Source organism: Archangium violaceum, assembly GCF_016859125.1.
In the GTDB taxonomy this organism is placed as follows: Bacteria; Myxococcota; Myxococcia; order Myxococcales; family Myxococcaceae; genus Archangium; species Archangium violaceum_A.
In genome coordinates this window covers 12449989-12467941 of record NZ_CP069338.1, presented here as the reverse complement: position 1 = coordinate 12467941, position 17953 = coordinate 12449989, and the positions used below count along the sequence as shown (strand labels likewise).

The window sequence follows — 17953 nt, the reverse complement described above, 5'->3', positions numbered from 1 at the left end:
GGTTGTGTGCCTTCTGAAGCTTTGCCCTTGACGCCTTGTGTTGGTTCCGGGCATTTACCGACCGGTCGGTAGGTCAGCCGGGAATCATCGGGCTGCCCCCCAAGGAGGAGACACGCGATGCATTCGGGTCGGAGGCAGGATGACGGCGAGCGCTACCGGACGATCCTGGAGACGGCGGCGCGCCTCATCTGCGAGCGCGGCTACGAGGGCACCTCGATGCAGGAGATCGCCGCCGCGTGCCGGATGACGAAGGCGGGGCTCTACCACCACGTGCAGAACAAGGAGCAGCTGCTCTTCGACATCATGAGCTACGGGATGGACGCCTTCGAGCAGCAGGTGCTCGACAAGGTGCGCGACTTCCCGGATCCCGTCGAGCGGCTGCGCGAGTGCATGCGGCTCAACATCCACCTGGTGACGGGCGGGTGCAGCAAGGAGGTCATCATCATCCTCCACGAGCACGCCACGCTCACCGGCGAGGCCCGGGCCTTCATCGACAGCCGCAAGAAGAACTACGTCCGGTTCCTCGAGGACGCGTTCTCCGAGGCCGTGCGCATGGAGCGCATCCGCCCCGTGCAGCCCACGGTGGCCGCGTTCTCGTTCCTCGGCATGGTGCTGTGGATCTACAAGTGGTTCCAGCCCGACGGGCGGCTGTCGGCCGAGCAGGTCGCCAACGAGATGGTGGATCTGCTCTTCACCGGTCTGGTGTCTCCGGTGGTGGCCGCCGCGGGCGCGACGGGTTCTCCCGTGTTGTCCATCGTTCCTCCCAAGGTGGCGGGAGGGGAGTCATGAAGTCCGGTCGCTGGGGCTCGGTATCGGAGCTGGTGGCGTCCATCCCCGACGGGGCCTCGCTGGCCACCGGGGGCTTCATGCTGGGCCGCGCGCCCATGGCGTTGGTGCTGGAGCTGATCGCCCAGGGCCGCAAGAACCTCCAGCTCATCTCGCTGCCCAACCCGCTGCCCGCCGAGTTCCTGGTGGCCGGGGGCTGTCTGTCGCGGGTGGAGCTGCCCTTCGGCGCGCTGAACCTGGAGGGCCGGGTGCGTCCCATGCCCTGCCTCAAGCGGGCCATCGAGCAGGGGAGCATCGTCTGGCGCGAGCATGACGGGTACCGCGTGGTGCAGCGGCTGCGCGCGGCGTCCATGGGGCTGCCCTTCATTCCGGCGCCCGACGCGGACGTGTCCGAGCTGGCCGATGCCGAGCCGCTCCAGGTGGTGGTGGATCCCTTCACGGGGAAGCGGGTGCCGGTCGAGCCGGCCGTCTATCCGGACGTGGCGCTCATCCACGCGCGCGCGGCGGACGAGCGGGGCAACCTCTACATCGAGGACCCCACGACGGATCTGCTGGTGGCGGGCGCCGCTCGCCGGGTGTTGGCGACGGCCGAGGAGCGTGTGACCCGGCTCCCCCGGGTGACGATCCCCGGCTTCCAGGTGGAGCGCGTCGCGCTCTCGCGCGGTGGGGCGCTGCCCACCGGTTGCGTCGGGCTGTACCCGCATGACGACGCGATGCTCGCGGACTACCTCTCGCTGGCCGAGGCCGGGCGCGAGGCGGAGTTCCTCGACTCCCTGCTGCGGCGGACCCGGAGCGCGGCATGAACGTGGAATCGTCCGTGACGCCCGCGGAGGTCGTGGTCTCGCTGCTCGCCCAGGAGATCGACGATGGGGGCGTGGTGGCCACCGGGGTCGCCTCGCCGCTGGCCATCCTCGCCATCGCCGTGGCCCGGGCCACGCACGCGCCCTCGCTGACGTACCTGGCGTGTGTCGGCTCGTTGGATCCGGACCTGCCCTCGTTGCTCCCCTCGTCCGAGGACCTCGGCTACCTGGAGGGGCGCTCGGCGGAGGTCACCATTCCGGACCTCTTCGACCATGCCCGGCGGGGCAGGGTGGACACCGTCTTCTTCGGCGCCGCCGAGGTGGATGCCCGGGGACAGACGAACATGACGGCCTCGGGGAGCCTGGAGCGTCCGCGCACCAAGTTCCCCGGTGTGGCGGGTGCGGCCACGCTGCGGCAGTGGGTGCGTCGGCCGGTGCTGGTGGTGCCTCGCCAGTCGCGCCGCAACCTCGTGCCCGAGGTGCAGGTGGTGACCACGCGGGATGATCGCCGTCCGGTCAAGCTCATCTCCGACCTCGGTGTCTTCGAGCTCGGGGCGGGTGGAGCCCGGCTCCTCTCGCGTCACCCCTGGGCCTCGCTCGACGCCATTCGCGAGCGCACCGGCTTCTCGTTCCACGCGGACGAGGCGCTGCCCGTCACCTCGCTTCCGGATGCACGCACCGTGTCGGCGATCCGGACGATCGATTCCCGCTGCCTCCGCGACCAGCTCGTGGGGGCGTGAGCCACCGTCTTTCCTGTCAGGAGTACCCGGATGAAGGCTGTCGTTCTGCGTCAGTTTGGTGAAGCGAGCAACCTGAAGATGGAGTCCGTGCCCGATCCCCGTCCGGGTCGCGGCGAGGTGCTCATTCGCGTCCACGCTTGCGGCGTCTGCTACCACGACGTCATCAACCGCCGGGGAAACCTGCCGCGTACCCACGTGCCCGCCATCCTCGGCCACGAGGCCGCTGGCGAGGTGGTGGAGGTGGGTCCGGACACGCCGGGATGGAAGGTGGGAGACCGCGTGGCCACGCTGCAGCGGCTCTCGTGCGGCGAGTGCGCCCTGTGCAAGAGCGGCCGCAACAGCCTGTGCAAGAAGGACAACCGCTTCTTCGGAGAGGAGATCTCCGGCGGCTACGCGCAGTACATGACGGCGCCGGTGGCGGGGCTGGGCCGGGTGCCGGCGAACCTGCCCTGGCCGGTGGCGGCCACGGTGTGCTGCACGCTGGGCACCGCCGTCCACACGGTGAGGACGCGCGGACGCGTGCGGGATGGCGAGTCGGTGCTCATCACCGGGGCCAGCGGTGGCGTGGGGCTCGCGGCGGTGCAGCTGGCGAAGCTGGACGGAGCGCGCGTCATCGCGGTGACGTCCGGTGAGGCGAAGGTGCAGGCCCTGCGTGAGGCGGGGGCGGACGAGGTCATCGTCTCGCGCGGGCTGGACTTCGCCGCCGAGGCGCGCAAGCGCACGGGTGGCGAGGGCGTCAACGTGGCCATCGAGATCGTCGGCAGCGCCACCTTCGGCCAGACGCTGAAGGCGATGGCGCCGGGCGGCCGGGTGGTGGTGGTGGGCAACCTGGAGTCGGGCAAGGTGGACCTCAACCCGGGCCTGGTCATCGTCAAGGAGCTGGAGATCCTCGGGGCCTACGCCACCACGCGTGACGAGCTGGACGAGTCGCTCCGGCTGACGGCCGATGGGAAGATCCGTCCCTTCGTGTCGGAGGAAGTCCCTCTGGCCGATGCCGGACGGGCGCACTTCCGTCTGGAGAACCGCGAGATCGCGGGCCGGTTGGTGTTGGTTCCCCCCGAGCTGCAGTAAGCGCACCGCGCGAGGAGCAATTCTATGAAGAAGCAGGTTGGAATCGAAGCGCTGGCCATCGCGGTGCCCCGCCGCTATGTGGACATCGAGGACCTCGCCCGGGCGCGCGGCGTGGATCCCGCCAAGTACACGTCGGGCCTGGGCGCGAAGGAGATGGCGGTGGCGGATCCGGGTGAGGACTCCGTCTCGCTCGCCGCGACGGCCGCGGCGCGGCTCATCCAGAGCAACGGGGTGGACACCTCGCGCGTGGGCATGCTGGTGGTGGGTACCGAGACGGGCGTGGACCACTCGAAGCCCGTGGCCTCGCACGTCCAGGGTCTGCTGAAGCTGCCCAAGACGATGCGCACCTACGACACGCAACACGCGTGCTACGGCGGCACCGCGGGGTTGATGGCGGCCGTGGAGTGGATCGCCTCCGGCGCGGGCGCGGGCCGCTCGGCCATCGTCGTGTGCTCGGACATCGCGCGCTATGGACTCAACACCGCGGGCGAGCCCACCCAGGGTGGCGGAGCGGTGGCCCTGCTCGTGTCGGAGCAGCCGGATCTGCTCGCGCTCGACATCGGGCTGAACGGTGTCTGCACCATGGACGTGTACGACTTCTGGCGGCCGCTCGGCCGGCGGGAGGCGGTGGTGGACGGGCACTACTCCATCAGCTGCTATCTGGATGCGCTGTCGGGTGCGTACCGCGGCTGGCGCGAGCGCGCGCTGGCACACGAGGTGGTACGTTGGGGCGACTCGCTCCCGGGCGAGCAGCTCGCGCGCATCCTGTACCACGTGCCCTTCTGCAAGATGGCGCGCAAGGCCCACACGCAGCTGCGGCTGTGTGACCTGGAGGACGCGCCGAACGCCGCGGCCAGCACTCCGGCGGCGCGCGAGGAGGCCGCGAAGTCCACCGCCAGCTACGATGCGCAGGTGGCGTCGTCCCTGGGGCTCAACGCCCGCATCGGCAACGTGTACACCGCCTCGCTGTACCTGGCGCTCGCGGGTCTGATGAACGGCGAGGGCGCCGCGCTGGCCGGCAAGCGGATCGGCCTGCTGTCCTACGGCAGTGGCTGCGCCGCGGAGTTCTACTCCGGCGTGGTGGGCGAGAAGGCCGCCCAGCGGATGGCCCAGGCGGACGTGGAGTCGGTGCTCGCGAAGCGGGAGCGCGTCACGGTGGAGGAGTACGAGCGCATCATGCGGCTCGCCTCGGACGCGCCGGAGCAGCTGACCCCGGCGCCGGGCGAGTTCCGCCTCGCGGAGATTCGCGACTTCCGCCGCATCTACGCCGCGGGCTGAGCATCCGGCCCAAGTGCCGTAAACCCATCAATGGCTCGATGGAAACCCGAGCCCCATGTTGACAGCGTCGCATGGGGCTTATAGGCCTATCAGCCACTGTTGGTGCGTCAGGCACTTGAACGGAGGAAGTCATGCCATCCACGATGCTCGCAGGGCGTTTCGACCTCACGACGGGGAAGTTTGGAATGGAGACGGTGGCCATTCCGGAGCCCGGTCCGGATGAGGTGCGCATCAAGGTCGCCGCCGCGGGCATCTGCCTGTCCGACATCCACATCATCGACGGCACGCTGCGCCTGGAGCCCCGCGAGGGTCTCACGAAGGTCACGCTGGGGCACGAGGTGTCCGGGGTGATCGAGAAGCTGGGCTCGGCGGTGCCTCCCCTGTGGCAGTTGGGCATGCGAGTGTTGTTGCAGGCGGGACAGAGCTGCGGCGGGTGTCCGTCCTGCGTGGGCCGCCTCGGCCCGTGCGTCAAGCCACTGACCCGCGGCGTGGACTACGACGGCGGTTGGGCGGAATACGCGCTGGCGCGCTTCGACACGCTGGTGGCCGTCCCGGATGAGCTGTCCTCGGAGCAGGCGGCCATCCTCCCCGACGCGGTGTCCACGCCATACGCCGCCATCGTGGAGACGGCCCAGCTCAAGCCCGCCGAGGCGGTGGGTATCTGGGGAGTGGGTGGCCTCGGCGCGCACGCGGTGCAGCTCTGCCGGGCCTTCGGTGCGGCCCCCATCATCGCCATTGATCCGCTGCCCGGTGCGCGGGAGCGCGCGCTGAAGCTCGGCGCGGACGCCGCGTTGGATCCCCGGCAGCCGGATTTCCGCGAGCAGATCAAATCGCTGACGGGCCGCCGTGGTCTCGATGTCGCCCTCGATCTCGCGGGGGTGCAGCAGGTGCGGGAGCAGGCCCGGTCGGTGCTCGGGCCCATGGGCCGGCTGGTGCTCGTGGGGCTCGCGGGAGCCCCGCTGTCGCTCGGCCTGGATGTGCCCTTCTGCTACGCCATGCAGCAGGTGCGCGGCCATTACGGCTCCTACCCACGGCACCTGCACCAGTTGGTGTCCCTCTCCCGCTTCCGTCGTCTGGATTTCTCCGGCTCCATCTCGGACGTCCTTCCTCTGCGGGATGCCCCGCTGGGGGTGGAGCGGCTCATCAAGAAGGAAGGGAATCCCATCCGTCTGATCCTGCGCCCGGGAATCTGAGATCCACCCGGTTTCTTACAGGAGCTACGCCCGTGTCTGCCTCTTCGCATGTCTTCGAGCTCTCCGAGCCCGCGCCGCTCGCGATGGAATTGTTACGCGCCGCCGTGGCCCGCCGCTCCGCTCGCCCCAGTGATGTCCCCCGTCTCGAGGTACGCGTCCGCCACCTCACTCCGGACCCGCGGCAACTCGCACGCTACCGGGAGGTGTGCGACTTCCCGGCGGACGGTCACCTGCCGCTGACCTATCCCCAGGTACTGGCCGCACCGCTTCACCTCTCGCTGCTCAACCGCCCCGAGTTTCCGTATCGGCTGCTGGGCATGATCCACGTGCGCAACCACATCCGTCAGTACCGTCGGCTGACGGAGGACGCCTCGCTGTCCGTGCACGTATGGGTGGAGGGCCAGCGCGAGGCCCGCCAGGGGTGTGAAGTGGACCTGCACACCCGCGTGGAGCAGGACGGGGTGCTCGTGTGGAGCGCCGTCACCACCATGCTGCGCCGTCTGCGTGGCACGGACAAGCGCGCGCGGGGGGAGCGTCCCGCGGGGGCCACGTCCATCGCCACGGAGGAGGACGTGCTCTTCGCCCACAGCCGCCCCGCGCGTTGGTCGGTGTCGGAGGACACGGGCCGGCGCTACGCGCGTGCTTCCGGGGACTACAACCCCATCCACCTGAACGCCCTCACGGCCATTCCCTTCGGTTTCCCGCGCGCCATCGCGCACGGCATGTGGACGGTGGGCCGCTGCGTGGCGGAGATGGGCGAGGCGGCCGAGGCGCCCGCGCTCACCCTCGCCTCGGAGTTCCGCCGTCCGCTGCTGTTGCCCTCTCGCGTGGTGTTCCAGACGACGGCGCTGGGCGGCGGTGGTGTCGCCTACCGCGTGAAGTCCGAGGACGGCCAGCCGCACGTCATCGGCCGGCTGCTGCCCGGGGCGGAGGCGGAGTCCTGAGCCCTTCAGGAAAGCGACAGGCTCCCTCTCCCGAGGGGAGAGGGGAAATGGCCGCGGTTGTCGGCGCATGTTCCCAGGGGCGCTCCTTCGCGGACCTACCCGAAGGGGATTAGAGCCCGGCCACCTTGGAGGAACTGGCCACCGAGTAGGCGAAGGCCAGCTCCTGTTGTGAGCGGGGTGGGGCACCCAGTTCGAAGCGCACGATGCCGTCCTCGCTCACCTTCGCGGGGGCGGGCTTCGTCTGGTCCTGGAGCAGCTTCACCTCCACGGCCTCGACCTCGGACACGGGCATGCGCTCCTCGAGAACCACCTTCTCCGCGCGGGTGCCGGTGTTGGAGAGGAACAGCTTCACCTGGTGGGTCTGGGTCCGCCTGCCGGTGAGGCGCTGGGTGTCCTGCTTCGAGTCCACCAGGCGCGCGATGCGGAGGGTGTCCTCGCTGCCGAAGCCCAGCTTGAGCTTCTCGCCCAGGCCCGTGAACTTGAGCTGGGCCCGGCCCACGTAGCCGCTCGAGCGGACCAGGTCCACCGGGCCGGCCAGCAGCACCGACGGGCCCCGGTTGTCGAAGCGCGCCACCCGGTGCACCAGCGGCGAGTGCTCCGGCTGACCGATGAGCTCGGACGTCGCCGGGGCGGTGAACTGGAACAGCGGCACGCGGTGGGGCGCGCCATCGCTCGGCACGGTGACGCGGTGGGAGGCCCGCAGCGTCAGCGCCTCGCCGCCGTCGTCCAGGCCCGGCATGGACTCGGACGGGGTGGCACCGCCCTCGCCGAGGGTCTGGATGACCTCCTCGCGGATGGACACCTCCACCGAGTGCTTCTCCTGCTCGCTCTTGTCGCGCAGCCGCAGCCAGTCCTCCACGAGCCGGGGTGGCGAGGCGCCCAGGGTGGGGCGGGCCGTGGAGAACAGCAGCTCCACGTCCTTCCACTCCTCCTCGGTGCGCTGCCACACCACGGCCTCGCATTCGAGCGTCACCGCCTCGCCGTTCTCGGCCGGGGCGAGCGTGGCGCGGTACGCCGGCCGCCACACGGCACAGGGCACCAGGTACGTCACGCGCAGCGACACGGTTCCCCCTTGCGGGAGATTCGCGTCCAGCTCCGCGGAGGTGACGAGCCGTTGCTCCGGCTGCTCGCTCTGGGCGAGCACCGCCCGGGCCTCCACCAGCCGCTTCCACGTCGCCTCCACGTGCTTGCGCGCCCGCCGGAGGGCCTCCTCCGTGGAGGCGGACTCCTTGCGTACGGTCTCCAGCTGCTCGTGCCAGGACTCCGGCTTCGCCCGGCCGACGCCCGAGAGCTCGGCGATGGCGCGCAGCACGTCCTCGCGTGCCACATTCACCACCTCCTGGCGGGATTGCAGCCGCTGCGCGTCCGCCTGCGCGCGCTTCAACTCCGTCTCGAGCTCCTCGACGCGGCGGCGCAGCTCAGTCTTCTGTTCGCGCGCGTCCTCGCGGGGCTTTTCCTTCCACGCGCGGCTCACGCGGGCCTGGGCCACGGTGCCTCCGGTGAGCTGGGCCTGGAGCGAGCGGTCCACCGCGAGCGGCGAGAGCCCCTCCACGCACAGCCGCTGGGGCCCCGCGGGCAGCACCACGTCTCCGCGGCGCTCCACCAGCGCGCGGTCCTCGAGGACGGTCACCTTGACGACGGGCAGATGGATGGGGGTACTCATCACGTCCTCCGGTTGCCGCCCACGAGCATCTTGCTCGAGGGAATCCGTACGGCCCACGTCGCGTTCAGCGTCTGCGTCTCACCCGGCTGCAGCGTCACCATCCAGGCCCGCTCGCCCTCCACGGGCATCTCGCCGGGCAGGAGCGTGCGCTTGCTCCAGGCGGGTTTCACCTCGGACTCCTCCACCTTGATGTCCTTCTCCGCCGAGGGCACGGCCGGCACGCGCTCCAGCACCTCCACGGTGACACGTTGCTGCGTCCGGTTGGCCAGCTCGACGCAGACGTGGTGGGTGAGCACGTTGGAGCCGCCGAACACGCCGCCGGAGGCCTCGTCGAAGCGCGTGTTGCGCGACACCTTGATGGACTCCTCGACGCCCAGGCCCAGCTGCTGCGTGGCGCCGGGCGCGAGCGTGGGCAGGGGCGACGTCATCAGGAACTCGTCGCCGAGTGTGATGTCCACGGGGCCCGCGAGCAGCGCGTGCGGTGTACGGTTCTCCACCCTCACGGTGCGGAAGGCGCGCGGCTCCATCGAGGGCACGCAGACGTACCTGGCACTCAGTCCCACCGGCGCGGAGAACACGGGCACGGTGTGCCACACACCGTCCGAGGGCACATCGACGCGCGTCTCCACGTCGAAGCGGTAGTCGAAGTGCGGCGTGGACCTGCGGGGGGGCACGGACCAGGCCGGGAGCGCCACGTGCCGCACGGAGTCCGCCGTGCGCTCGTACTGGGCCACGAGCGCCAGGACATCCACGCGCACGTGGACGCCCATCAACATGAGCTGCTCCCGGGGCATGCCCTTGGGCTGGGGCCGCAAGCGCCCGCGCTGTGCGGGCTGGTCCGCGGCGCCCAGCTCCAGGCTGCCGTAGTCGAGCAGGTCGCTCGCCGGCTCCAGCGCCTCGGCCATCTCGGACGGCTGGCTTCCGTAAGCACCACCACCGCCTTCGCCGAACGACATCGCACCGTCCAGGCCCATGGCTTCGGACTCCGGTGCCTCCTCCTTCGGGGAGGGCTTCCTCATCATCTCCCCGGACGTCGAGAGGTCACCACTCCTCATCATGTTCGCGCTCCTCTTGGACGCTGGAGGTGGCGCGCTTGGAGCAGGGACGGGCGGAGCGCCTCCCGGGGAGCGGAAGGAGCCGGTGGGCCTGGCCGCGGACATGGGAGCGGCGGGCGCGGCCAGGGCGGGCATGGACTGGGATGCGCGCGGCGGAGGCGGAGGGGCGAAGGCGGGGAGTGAGGGCCGTGAGGGGCGCGCGGGCTCCTCCATGACGGCCTGCGGTTGCGCAGTGGGCTCGGGAGGTGGGGACCCGGCCTGGGGGCGCGGCGGACTCGCGGGGCGTACGGTGTCGTAGCCCGCGAACAGCTCGTCGAGTCCGGGCGGTGGCTCGCGCCAACCCGAGCGGGCCGGGGGGGGCTGGCGCCGGCCGATGCGAAGGGCCTTCAGCTCCGGCACATCGGCGCGCCGCTCCAACTGGGCGGTGGACAGGGACACCCGCACGTTGCTCCAGTCCTCACCGGAGCGCTGGATGATGGAGGCGCGCATGCGCAGCGTGCCTCCGTCGAGCGTCCGAGGCAGCCGCAGGTCGTATCCTGGCACCCAGCGGGCTCCGTGCACCGCGTACTCGAGCGCGAGCTGTGCGCCCTCGTGAGTCCCGTCCACCTCCGAGAGCGTGAGGATGGCCGCCCGGTAGAGCTGAGCGCGCTGACCGCGCATCGCGGACGAACCCTCTTCCATCCGGCGTCGGCGCAGCTCCACCTCTTCCATGGCGTCGCGGTGCTGGCGCTCCACTTCGATCTGCCGTGCCAGAAGGGTGGTGAGCTCGGAGTCGACGAAGCTCGCGAGCGAGAGGATGGCCGTGAGGGCCGACTCGCGAGGCTCCTGGAGCACATCCTTCTTGTAGGGAGGGAAGGCGGGCTTGAGCTTCTGGAGGGCCGCGATGTCCCGCTGCACGCGCTCCATCTCGGAGGCGATGCCCGAGAGTTTCTCCTGGGCCTCTTCCAGGGCGCGCTGCGCGGTGGGGATGTCCGTCTCCGGGGGCAGTTGCACGTCGAAGACGGGCCGGATGTCCAGTACCCGGAGCGTGTGGGGGCCCTTCAGCACGGAGGCCCGGAGCGAGCCGGTGCGGAGTCCTGGAGGTAGGCCTTCGATGCGCACCTGTCTGGGAAGTCGGCCGTTGTCGGACGGCACCGCGGCCAGGCGTGTGCAGAGCGCGCCCTCGGCATGAACGGTGACCGCGTCCAATGTGGAAGGTATGACGACCATCGAAGCCCCCTCGGTCGAGACAGCAGCGGAGGGGAGGCTAGCCGGGATGGGGGGTGGACTGCGAGCCCCTCCATGTGCTGGGGAAGACTCATTCGCGGAGGTTCGGATTGATGAGAGACGCGTTGAAACGACCGCTGGTTCTTTTCCTTTGCATCCTGCTGTCCGGCTCCCTGGGCCATGCCGATGAACCCGAGGGCTTTCGCGAGGACGCGCGGTCGATCGAGAAACTGATCAATGAGCATTACGCCTACCTGGACCGTTTCTCGGATGGGCGGATGCCCCTGTCCGCGAAGCTCCGTGCCGAGGCGGAGCAGGTCAGCGACAAGCGCTCGCTGCTTCGCTTCGCCGAGCGAGCACTGCTCACCCTCGCGGATCATCACGCCATCACCGGCAGCTCCTTTCCCGACAGCTGGGCGCTCGTTCCAAGCTATTCCGATCTGTGGATCGAGAAGCGCGGACCTGACTTCAGGGTGGAGGCCGTGCGGCGGAACTCACCCGCCGAGCGCGCGGGGATCAAGGCGGGAGACCGGCTGACCGCGATCGAGGGCATGCCGATAGCGCGAGCGGTCGAGGCTTTCTGGGCGGAGCTCGGCATGGCCTCGACCGAGGAGAGGGCGGGCTTCGCCGCTCGTGTCCTGGCGGCGGGGAAACGGGACCGGCCGCGGAACCTCTCGATTCAGCATGGCCGGGGCAAGCCACAACGGATGGTCCTGCCCAATCTCTATACGGTGACGGCCAATCACCCCCTCGTCTCGGCCAGCACCTCGGGCACCGACCTTCTGATCAAGATCAATGACTCGCTCGGCAATGACGAGACCATCAGGGCCTTCGACGCGGCGATGGAGCAGGCGCGGCCGGAGCAGCGGGTGATCATCGATCTCAGTGAAACGCCGGGCGGCGGCAATACGGTGGTTGCCCGGGCGATCATGGGCTGGTTCGTGACGAAGCCAACCGCCTATCAGGTGCACAACCTTCCCGAGGAGGAGCGGCGGACCGGTATCCCCCGCCAATGGGTGGAGCAGGTGCTGCCGAGGAAAGGCAAGCACCATCCGGGTCCCCTCCTGATTCGCGTCGGGCGCTGGACCGGGAGCATGGGAGAGGGGCTGGCCATCGGCTTCGCCGCGATCGGAGCGGACGTCGTTGGCGAGCCCATGGCGGGGCTGCCTGGCGCCATCTACGATTACAACCTCACCCACTCCGGCCTGCTCCTGAAACTGCCGACGGAGCGGCTCATGACGGTGGACGGGAAGCCGCGCGAACGATTCATGCCTCGCGCTCCCATCGACGCCCCGAGCCGGTAGCCGGGCTCGCGAAGCGTGGATTCGCGGAGGGCCTGGCGTCCCTCATCGGGGTGGCGCCGGTGGAAAGCCGTGACGACTGGAGCGCCAGGCGACCAGCAGCGTTGGGAGCAGCAGGATGACCAGAGCCCAGGGGAAGGAGGCGACGCCGAGCGTTTCGAGGAGGACGCCGCCCAACAGGCCGCCACCGGCGATGGCGATGTTCCACGCGGTGACGATCATCGACTGAGCAACGTCCGCGGCCTCACCCGCCGCGTTGGCGGAGGCTGTCTGGAACAAGGTCGCGGCGCCGCCGAAGGCAAGTCCCCACAGGGTGACCCCCGCATAGAGCACGCCGGGCACGCTTCCCCAGACGCCAAGCGCGATGGACCCCAGAATGAAGAGCGCTGTGCTGAGCAGCACCAGCTCACGCAGCCAGCGGTCGATCAGCATCCCAATGAGCCAGATACCGGCGAGCGCTGCTACGCCGAAGATGAACAAGACGATGTCGATGTCTTCCGCGATGCCCGCGGGGACGAGGAACGGCGCGATGTATGTGTAGAGGACATTGTGGGCGAGCACGAAGGCGAGCGTGACGAAGAGCACCGCCTTCACGCCAGGAATGGCGAATACCTTGGAGATGGGCAGTCGCTTGTCGGTCGCCTGCCCGGGGAAATCGGGAACCTTCCAGAGCACCCAGCCGATCAGGAACAGGGTGAGGATGCTCATGAGCTTGAACGTGTACCGCCAGCCGAGGGCGGCGCCGAGGAAGGTGCCGGCGGGAACACCCAGGGAGAGCGCGAGCGGGGTGCCGACCATCGCGATGGCAATCGCGCGGCCTCTCAACTGGTCCGGGGCCATCCGGCTGGCGTAGCCAGCCAGCAGCGCCCACAGCAATCCGGCGAAGACGCCGGCGAAGAACCGCGCGCCAAGGGTGAGCCCGTAGTGGGTCGAAACCGCCGTGAGGGTGTTGACGACGGCGAACCCGCCTATGGCCGTCAGCAATAACGGGCGCCGCCGCCATCCGCGTGTCGCGGCGGTCAGCGGGATCGCCGCGACCAGTGAGCCGATGGCATAGAGGGTGACGAGTTGCCCGATGAGGGACTCGGAAACGGCGAGGTCCTCGCTCATCCGCGGTAGCAGCCCCGCCGGAAGGGCTTCGGTGAGGATGGTGATGAATCCGGCCGTCGCCAGGGCGAGGAGTCCGGACAGGGGAAGACGATCGGAATCCGGAGCCGTCTTGATTTGGGGTTGGGCTGCGCAGGTGTCGTTCGCTGTCTTGATGGAGAGCATGGGCCGTCCGAGGGGGTGTTCGGGAGGAACTTAAGTTCCCCCTCATGGGCGAAAAACGGGCTACGGTTCCGAATACATCGGACATGGATGTCCGAAATGGTGGGTGACAGGAATGGACAGCCTTGGCGCACTGAGCGCCTTTGTTCAGGCGGCGGAGGCCCGTAGTTTCACGGTCGCGGGGCGGCAGTTGGGCGTCTCGTCGTCGGCGATCGGCAAGGCCATTGCGAGGCTGGAAGAGAAGCTCGGCGTGCGTCTGTTCCACCGCAGCACGCGTAGCATCACGCTGACGCCCGAAGGCTCCCTGTTCCTCGACCGGTGTCGGCGTATCTTCTGCGAGATCGAAGCGGCGGAGCTCGAGCTGTCACAGACCACCGCCGCGCCGCGCGGCAAGCTCCGTGTCAGTCTGCCGCTGGTCGGCATGCTGCTGATGCCGGCGATTGGCGATTTCATGCGGACCCATCCCGAGGTCGAGCTGGACCTCGACTTCACGGATCGGCTCGTGGATGTGATCGACGAAGGATTCGACGCGGTGGTGCGCACGGGAGAGAGCAGTGACTCCCGATTGATGACCCGTACCCTCGGGACGTTCTCCCACCGGGTGGTGGGGTCTCCAGGTTACTTCGCGCGGAAGGGGGTTCCGCGAAAGCCGGAGGACTTGAGCGCCCACGCCTGCCTGCACCATAAATATCCCTCGACCGGCAAGCTGGAGCGCTGGCCGCTTCGCCGGGGGCGCACCGACGTCGAGGTCGACCTTCCCACGACCGCCGTGACGAGCACGCTGGAGCCGTTGATCTACATGGCGGAACAAGGCTTCGGCATCGCCTGCCTGCCGCTCTTCACCGTTCGCCGTCAACTGGACGAAGGCACACTCGTCACCGTGCTCGACGACTACATCCACGACGTCGGCACATTTCGGATCCTGTGGCCGTCGAGCCGGCATCCCTCGCCCAAGGTGAAAGCCTTCGTGGATTTCATGTCGAAGCGGCTGTTCCAGAACGGCACCCCGGGCGCGAAGAAGACCTGACCGCTGATCGGGGCCGCGCCGGGTGGCCTCTCGGATCCATGCGTCCTGGTTGGCGCGGGCCAGGCGGGGCTGCTCCTGGGCTCCGTCGACCCCGCCTTCACCCGCCGATGGAGAGTGAGGGCACCCGCTTCGATATCCTGGGGCCAGACCGGGCCCTCGAGTTTGCCGTCGTCGAGATGCCCTTCAACTTCTGGCAGCGCTACGGGCTCGGTGGTTGGGATTGCGGAAGCCTTCCCGCGCCCACTCTAGTCAGCTGAGAGCCGCCAACGGGAAGGAAGGGTTGAATCGAGGGCTTCTGCGTCTCCACCTGTGCCATGTCTTCGTCTCCTCTCCTGATTTGGTCCTTCCCCGTGTGCTGGTGATGCCCCACGGAGGGACACAGGAATGAGGTGATGATGGCCGTGGGCACCTACAAGTGTGGCTATCTCATGCGTGCGTGCACCGGACCAGCATCAGAGTGAAGGCGCGAAAGGACATGAGGCTCTGTCGGGAGTGCGGGTGCTGCAGGGCTTCTTCGTCGACGGGTGAAAGTTGATGATGCCCGTCTCGGGAATCAATGTGTGGCTTGAGAATCAAAGTCCGGACCCTCTGTTCCCGAGGGCTGGGCAGCAGGGAGGAGGGCATCCCTTCCGCCTCGTCCATCGCCGGCCTGTCCGCGTGCCCTCACTGCGCCGGGACGCCGCGGGGGAGTCCGGCGAGCATGTGCGTCAGCGCACCTGCTCTGCGCCAGACGGCGTGCTGTGCCCCTGCATCTTCTTGCAGCAGTTGCGCTGTTTCTCCCGCACCGCTCTTCTCCGCGGCGGGCACAGCAGGCTTGGCCTGCGCGAAGGCGGCCGAGCAGAGGAGGAGTCCACCAGCAACCAGCATTCCACCGAGCTTCTTCATGAGGTGTCCCTTTTCGGTTGTCCTCCAGGCTTCATCGCCTGGGGAGTAGGGAAGAGCCCGTGCGGTCCGGGGCCATTTCATGAATCGAGGGCAGCACCGCCTTCCGTGACTGGCGGGTGCTGCCCTCCTGGTGTCGTGGACGCTGCGCACCTTCGTGGCTACTGCCGGCGGGGCTTCGCCGCCGGCTGGCGCTTGCCCTCGGTGCCACCGCCCATGCAGTTGGCCATCATCTGCGCGTGCTGCTGCACCTGGGCCACCTTGCTCGGGTCCTTGGTGGTGAGGCGCAGGATGGCGCCGTCCTGGGTTTGCTCCACCTGGACGTCGGCCATCTGGCCCATGTGCTGGCAACCCATGCCACTGCCGCCCATGCCCTCGCCCATCATCATTCCGCCCATCATCCCGTCGTGGCCCATCATCCCCCGCTCGCCCTGCGTGTCCTGGCCACCCCCCATCCCCTGGCCCTCGGCTCCTTTGGCACCAGCACCTCCGGTGCCTTCCCGGGCAGGTGTCTGCTGCGCAGCGGGCGGCTGTTGAGCAGCCTGCTGCTGGCTGGAGCTCTGCTGCGCGAAAGCAAGGGGGCTTGCAAGAAGGCCTGCCGCGGCTACCAGTCCAAGTCTCATCCGCATTCTCTTCTCCTCTCTGTAGTGGGGAGGAGCGGGCCTTGAGCGGCCAGCCCCTTCCGGGTGAATTCGCCTGTGAGGGGAATGTGTGGCGTACCGGGCGGGGCCACCATCCCGCCAGGGTAGTCCTGTCTGGATGCTCCAGGAGGAAGGGGCCTGTCCTGCGCTTCCTGCTACCGCCGTGCCGATGGCCTCGTAAATGGGCTTGCCCCCGCTACGTGGACAGTGGGATTGAGATGCCGACGTCCGGGGTAGGGTCGCAAGCTCAGAATCCACCGGACTGACATAGCCCAGCGATGAGCGTCGCCTCTGGCGGTTGTAGAAGACCTCGATGTACTCGAAGAGGGCCTGCTCGTGTGTGGTGAGGTCGGTGGTGTAGACGAGCTCCAGCTTCAAGCAACTGAGGAATCTCTCCACCCTGGCGTTGTCCCAGCAATTGTCCTTGCGCGACATGCTGCACTGAACAGGGGGTCCACAAAATCGGGGCAGGCCCACTCCAGCCCGCCACCCCTCAACAGGCATTCCATCCTTCCTATGCTCCAACGTTGGTCGTAATGTTACGGCGTTCCGGTGTGCATTGCAGAGTTCGACAAGACAATAAGAAAATGAGAAGACAAGATGCATAGCAAACTGTTTATCGGCGGCTTTGCTGCCTTGCTGCTGGCGGCCAACGCGCACGCTGCGTCAGGCCATTCCTCCGGCTACACCCATCGTGTCAGCAACAGCTCCAGTGTAGTCGCGTCCATCAGCGCCTCCATTTCGGCCAGGTCGAGCAGCTCTTCGTCGTCGAGCAGCAGCTCCAGTACGGCCACATCAAACATCAGTGCCAGCAGCGATCCTTATGTGACTGGATGTGGAACGGAGACCAGCAATCTCGTTGCATCGAAGGTCTACTACGTGACGCCGACGGCGCCCGGCACGGGCAGCGGCACCAGCTTCTCCTCGCCGATGAGCTTCAGTTCCGCACTCTCGGCGGTCCGCGCGGGGCAGATGATCCTGCTGCAACCCGGCACCTACACCGTGCCCTACTCGGCAGGCGCGAAGAACACCATCACCCTGTCGAAATCCGGTAGTGCCAGTGCCCGGATCTACATGGTGGCCGCCAACTGCGGCAAGGCTGTGTTCGACTTCTCCTTCCCGGACCAGAGCTGGGTTCAGGACTCCTACGGCTTCTATCTCACCGGCAGCTACTGGTACTTCAAGGGCATCGAGATCACCCGTGCCGGCTATCAGGGCGCCTATGTCACCGGGGCGCACAACACCTTCGAGAACTGCGCCTTCTACAACAACCGCAACAGCGGACTGGAGATCAACAAGGGTGGCTCCTACACCACCGTGATCAACTCCGACTCCTACCGCAACTATGACCCGAAGAAACTCGGCAGCATGGCGGACGGTTTCGCCTCCAAGCAGACCCAGGGCCCGGGCAATTTCTTCTACGGTTGCCGCGCGTGGGAAAACTCGGATGATGGCTGGGACACTTTCGACAGCACCGAAACCGTAACCATCGAAAAGAGCTGGGCCTTCAACAACGGTGTTGATGTCTGGGGCTACGGTGGCTTCGCCGGCAACGGCAACGGCTTCAAGCTGGGCGGCAATGGTGCCGTGCAGCACAACCGCATCACCCAGTCCGTTGCCTTCGGCCATCCCGGCAAGGGCTTCGACCAGAACAACAACGCCGGCGGTGTTACCCTGATCAGCAACACGTCCTACAAGAACAGGATCAATTACGGCTTCTGTAACCCGGTTGCCTCCGGCGAGAAACACTATTTCCGCAACAACGTGTCCTTGTCGGGTTCGCAAGACATCTGCAATGCCGATGCGAAGTCCAATTCCTGGGATGGCGGCCCCGCGGCCAGCACCGGCGACTTCCTGAGCGTTGACGTGAACCTGGCGCGACGCACCCGGAATGCCGACGGCTCCCTGCCGGATACCTCGCTGTTCCGCCTCGTATCCGGCAGCAAGCTGATCAACGCCGGCGTGAATGCGGGCCTGCCGTATCTCGGTTCGGCCCCCGATCTCGGTGCCTTCGAGCGAGAGTAGATCCATGAAGCGGGGCAAGTCCTCGCCCCGATAGCCCAAAACGCACGCCGAGCCCGGCGTGCGTTTTCTTAC

15 protein-coding genes and 1 pseudogene are annotated in these 17953 nt (G+C 68.1%); 10 read left to right on the top strand and 6 right to left on the bottom strand.

Annotated elements, in window-relative coordinates:
* Positions 1 to 117: 117 nt before the first annotated feature.
* The 7 genes from JQX13_RS52670 (at position 118) to JQX13_RS52640 (ending at position 6812) form a co-directional block, all read left to right on the top strand.
* Positions 118 to 789, top strand: coding sequence for a TetR/AcrR family transcriptional regulator (locus JQX13_RS52670; protein ID WP_203406890.1), 672 nt, complete (start codon positions 118 to 120; stop codon positions 787 to 789).
* Entirely contained in the window at positions 786 to 1589 is an 804-nt protein-coding gene (locus JQX13_RS52665; RefSeq protein WP_203406889.1) for a CoA transferase subunit A, read from the top strand. The genes JQX13_RS52670 and JQX13_RS52665 overlap by 4 nt, the downstream gene beginning before the upstream one ends.
* On the top strand, positions 1586 to 2326 hold the full coding sequence (locus JQX13_RS52660) for a CoA-transferase subunit beta (protein WP_203406888.1): 741 nt from the start codon (positions 1586 to 1588) through the stop codon (positions 2324 to 2326). Before JQX13_RS52665 ends, JQX13_RS52660 begins: the two co-directional genes overlap by 4 nt.
* A gap of 30 nt (positions 2327 to 2356) precedes the next feature.
* Positions 2357 to 3397 carry an alcohol dehydrogenase catalytic domain-containing protein gene (locus JQX13_RS52655; RefSeq protein WP_203406887.1) on the top strand — a complete coding sequence of 347 codons (1041 nt, stop codon included), beginning with the start codon at positions 2357 to 2359 and terminating at the stop codon, positions 3395 to 3397.
* Positions 3398 to 3421: 24 nt separating this feature from the next.
* Positions 3422 to 4675 (top strand): hydroxymethylglutaryl-CoA synthase family protein, encoded by a 1254-nt coding sequence (locus JQX13_RS52650; protein ID WP_203406886.1) that lies wholly within the window; start codon positions 3422 to 3424, stop codon positions 4673 to 4675.
* Between the two features lie 131 nt (positions 4676 to 4806).
* Positions 4807 to 5868, top strand: coding sequence for a zinc-binding dehydrogenase (locus JQX13_RS52645; protein ID WP_203406885.1), 1062 nt, complete (start codon positions 4807 to 4809; stop codon positions 5866 to 5868).
* Positions 5869 to 5951: 83 nt separating this feature from the next.
* On the top strand, positions 5952 to 6812 hold the full coding sequence (locus JQX13_RS52640; RefSeq protein ID WP_430384239.1) for a MaoC family dehydratase: 861 nt from the start codon (positions 5952 to 5954) through the stop codon (positions 6810 to 6812).
* Positions 6813 to 6921: 109 nt separating this feature from the next.
* Here JQX13_RS52640 and JQX13_RS52635 read toward each other — a convergent pair whose 3' ends face one another.
* Together JQX13_RS52635 and JQX13_RS52630 are read right to left on the bottom strand one after the other, a co-directional pair.
* Positions 6922 to 8475 (bottom strand): DUF4139 domain-containing protein, encoded by a 1554-nt coding sequence (locus JQX13_RS52635; protein ID WP_203406883.1) that lies wholly within the window; start codon positions 8473 to 8475, stop codon positions 6922 to 6924.
* Positions 8475 to 10739: a DUF4139 domain-containing protein gene (locus JQX13_RS52630; protein WP_203406882.1), complete on the bottom strand. Its 2265-nt coding sequence runs from the start codon at positions 10737 to 10739 to the stop codon at positions 8475 to 8477. Before JQX13_RS52630 ends, JQX13_RS52635 begins: the two co-directional genes overlap by 1 nt.
* Positions 10740 to 10861: 122 nt before the next feature.
* Here JQX13_RS52630 and JQX13_RS52625 point away from each other — a divergent pair, with 122 nt between their 5' ends.
* Positions 10862 to 12040 carry a S41 family peptidase gene (locus tag JQX13_RS52625; RefSeq protein WP_203406881.1) on the top strand — a complete coding sequence of 393 codons (1179 nt, stop codon included), beginning with the start codon at positions 10862 to 10864 and terminating at the stop codon, positions 12038 to 12040.
* Between the two features lie 42 nt (positions 12041 to 12082).
* Here the strand turns inward: JQX13_RS52625 and JQX13_RS52620 are convergent, their stop codons facing one another.
* On the bottom strand, positions 12083 to 13309 hold the full coding sequence (locus JQX13_RS52620) for an MFS transporter (RefSeq protein WP_203406880.1): 1227 nt from the start codon (positions 13307 to 13309) through the stop codon (positions 12083 to 12085).
* 112 nt (positions 13310 to 13421) lie between these two features.
* Here JQX13_RS52620 and JQX13_RS52615 point away from each other — a divergent pair, with 112 nt between their 5' ends.
* Entirely contained in the window at positions 13422 to 14333 is a 912-nt protein-coding gene (locus JQX13_RS52615; RefSeq protein ID WP_203406879.1) for a LysR family transcriptional regulator, read from the top strand.
* A 663-nt stretch (positions 14334 to 14996) separates the two neighbouring features.
* Here JQX13_RS52615 and JQX13_RS52610 read toward each other — a convergent pair.
* The 3 genes and pseudogenes from JQX13_RS52610 to JQX13_RS52600 all read right to left on the bottom strand — a co-directional run.
* Positions 14997 to 15218, bottom strand: coding sequence for a hypothetical protein (locus JQX13_RS52610; RefSeq protein ID WP_203406878.1), 222 nt, complete (start codon positions 15216 to 15218; stop codon positions 14997 to 14999).
* A 158-nt stretch (positions 15219 to 15376) separates the two neighbouring features.
* Positions 15377 to 15670 (bottom strand): hypothetical protein, encoded by a 294-nt coding sequence (locus JQX13_RS52605; protein ID WP_203412646.1) that lies wholly within the window; start codon positions 15668 to 15670, stop codon positions 15377 to 15379.
* A 432-nt stretch (positions 15671 to 16102) separates the two neighbouring features.
* A pseudogene (locus JQX13_RS52600) lies at positions 16103 to 16303 on the bottom strand (IS3 family transposase); the annotation flags it as partial.
* A gap of 153 nt (positions 16304 to 16456) precedes the next feature.
* Here JQX13_RS52600 and JQX13_RS52595 point away from each other — a divergent pair.
* Entirely contained in the window at positions 16457 to 17881 is a 1425-nt protein-coding gene (locus tag JQX13_RS52595) for a right-handed parallel beta-helix repeat-containing protein (RefSeq protein ID WP_203406877.1), read from the top strand.
* Positions 17882 to 17953 lie beyond the last annotated feature (72 nt).

What these genes read in the sequence shown, in the direction of transcription:
- JQX13_RS52670 (WP_203406890.1), top strand. Translation starts at nt 118, where the DNA reads ATGCATTCGGGTCGGAGGCAGGATGACGGCGAGCGCTACCGGACGATC.
- JQX13_RS52665 (WP_203406889.1), top strand. Translation starts at nt 786, where the DNA reads ATGAAGTCCGGTCGCTGGGGCTCGGTATCGGAGCTGGTGGCGTCCATC.
- JQX13_RS52660 (WP_203406888.1), top strand. Translation starts at nt 1,586, where the DNA reads ATGAACGTGGAATCGTCCGTGACGCCCGCGGAGGTCGTGGTCTCGCTG.
- JQX13_RS52655 (WP_203406887.1), top strand. Translation starts at nt 2,357, where the DNA reads ATGAAGGCTGTCGTTCTGCGTCAGTTTGGTGAAGCGAGCAACCTGAAG.
- JQX13_RS52650 (WP_203406886.1), top strand. Translation starts at nt 3,422, where the DNA reads ATGAAGAAGCAGGTTGGAATCGAAGCGCTGGCCATCGCGGTGCCCCGC.
- JQX13_RS52645 (WP_203406885.1), top strand. Translation starts at nt 4,807, where the DNA reads ATGCCATCCACGATGCTCGCAGGGCGTTTCGACCTCACGACGGGGAAG.
- JQX13_RS52640 (WP_430384239.1), top strand. Translation starts at nt 5,952, where the DNA reads ATGGAATTGTTACGCGCCGCCGTGGCCCGCCGCTCCGCTCGCCCCAGT.
- JQX13_RS52635 (WP_203406883.1), bottom strand. Translation starts at nt 8,475, where the DNA reads ATGAGTACCCCCATCCATCTGCCCGTCGTCAAGGTGACCGTCCTCGAG.
- JQX13_RS52630 (WP_203406882.1), bottom strand. Translation starts at nt 10,739, where the DNA reads ATGGTCGTCATACCTTCCACATTGGACGCGGTCACCGTTCATGCCGAG.
- JQX13_RS52620 (WP_203406880.1), bottom strand. Translation starts at nt 13,309, where the DNA reads ATGCTCTCCATCAAGACAGCGAACGACACCTGCGCAGCCCAACCCCAA.
- JQX13_RS52615 (WP_203406879.1), top strand. Translation starts at nt 13,422, where the DNA reads ATGGACAGCCTTGGCGCACTGAGCGCCTTTGTTCAGGCGGCGGAGGCC.
- JQX13_RS52610 (WP_203406878.1), bottom strand. Translation starts at nt 15,218, where the DNA reads ATGAAGAAGCTCGGTGGAATGCTGGTTGCTGGTGGACTCCTCCTCTGC.
- JQX13_RS52605 (WP_203412646.1), bottom strand. Translation starts at nt 15,670, where the DNA reads ATGGGGGGTGGCCAGGACACGCAGGGCGAGCGGGGGATGATGGGCCAC.
- JQX13_RS52595 (WP_203406877.1), top strand. Translation starts at nt 16,457, where the DNA reads ATGCATAGCAAACTGTTTATCGGCGGCTTTGCTGCCTTGCTGCTGGCG.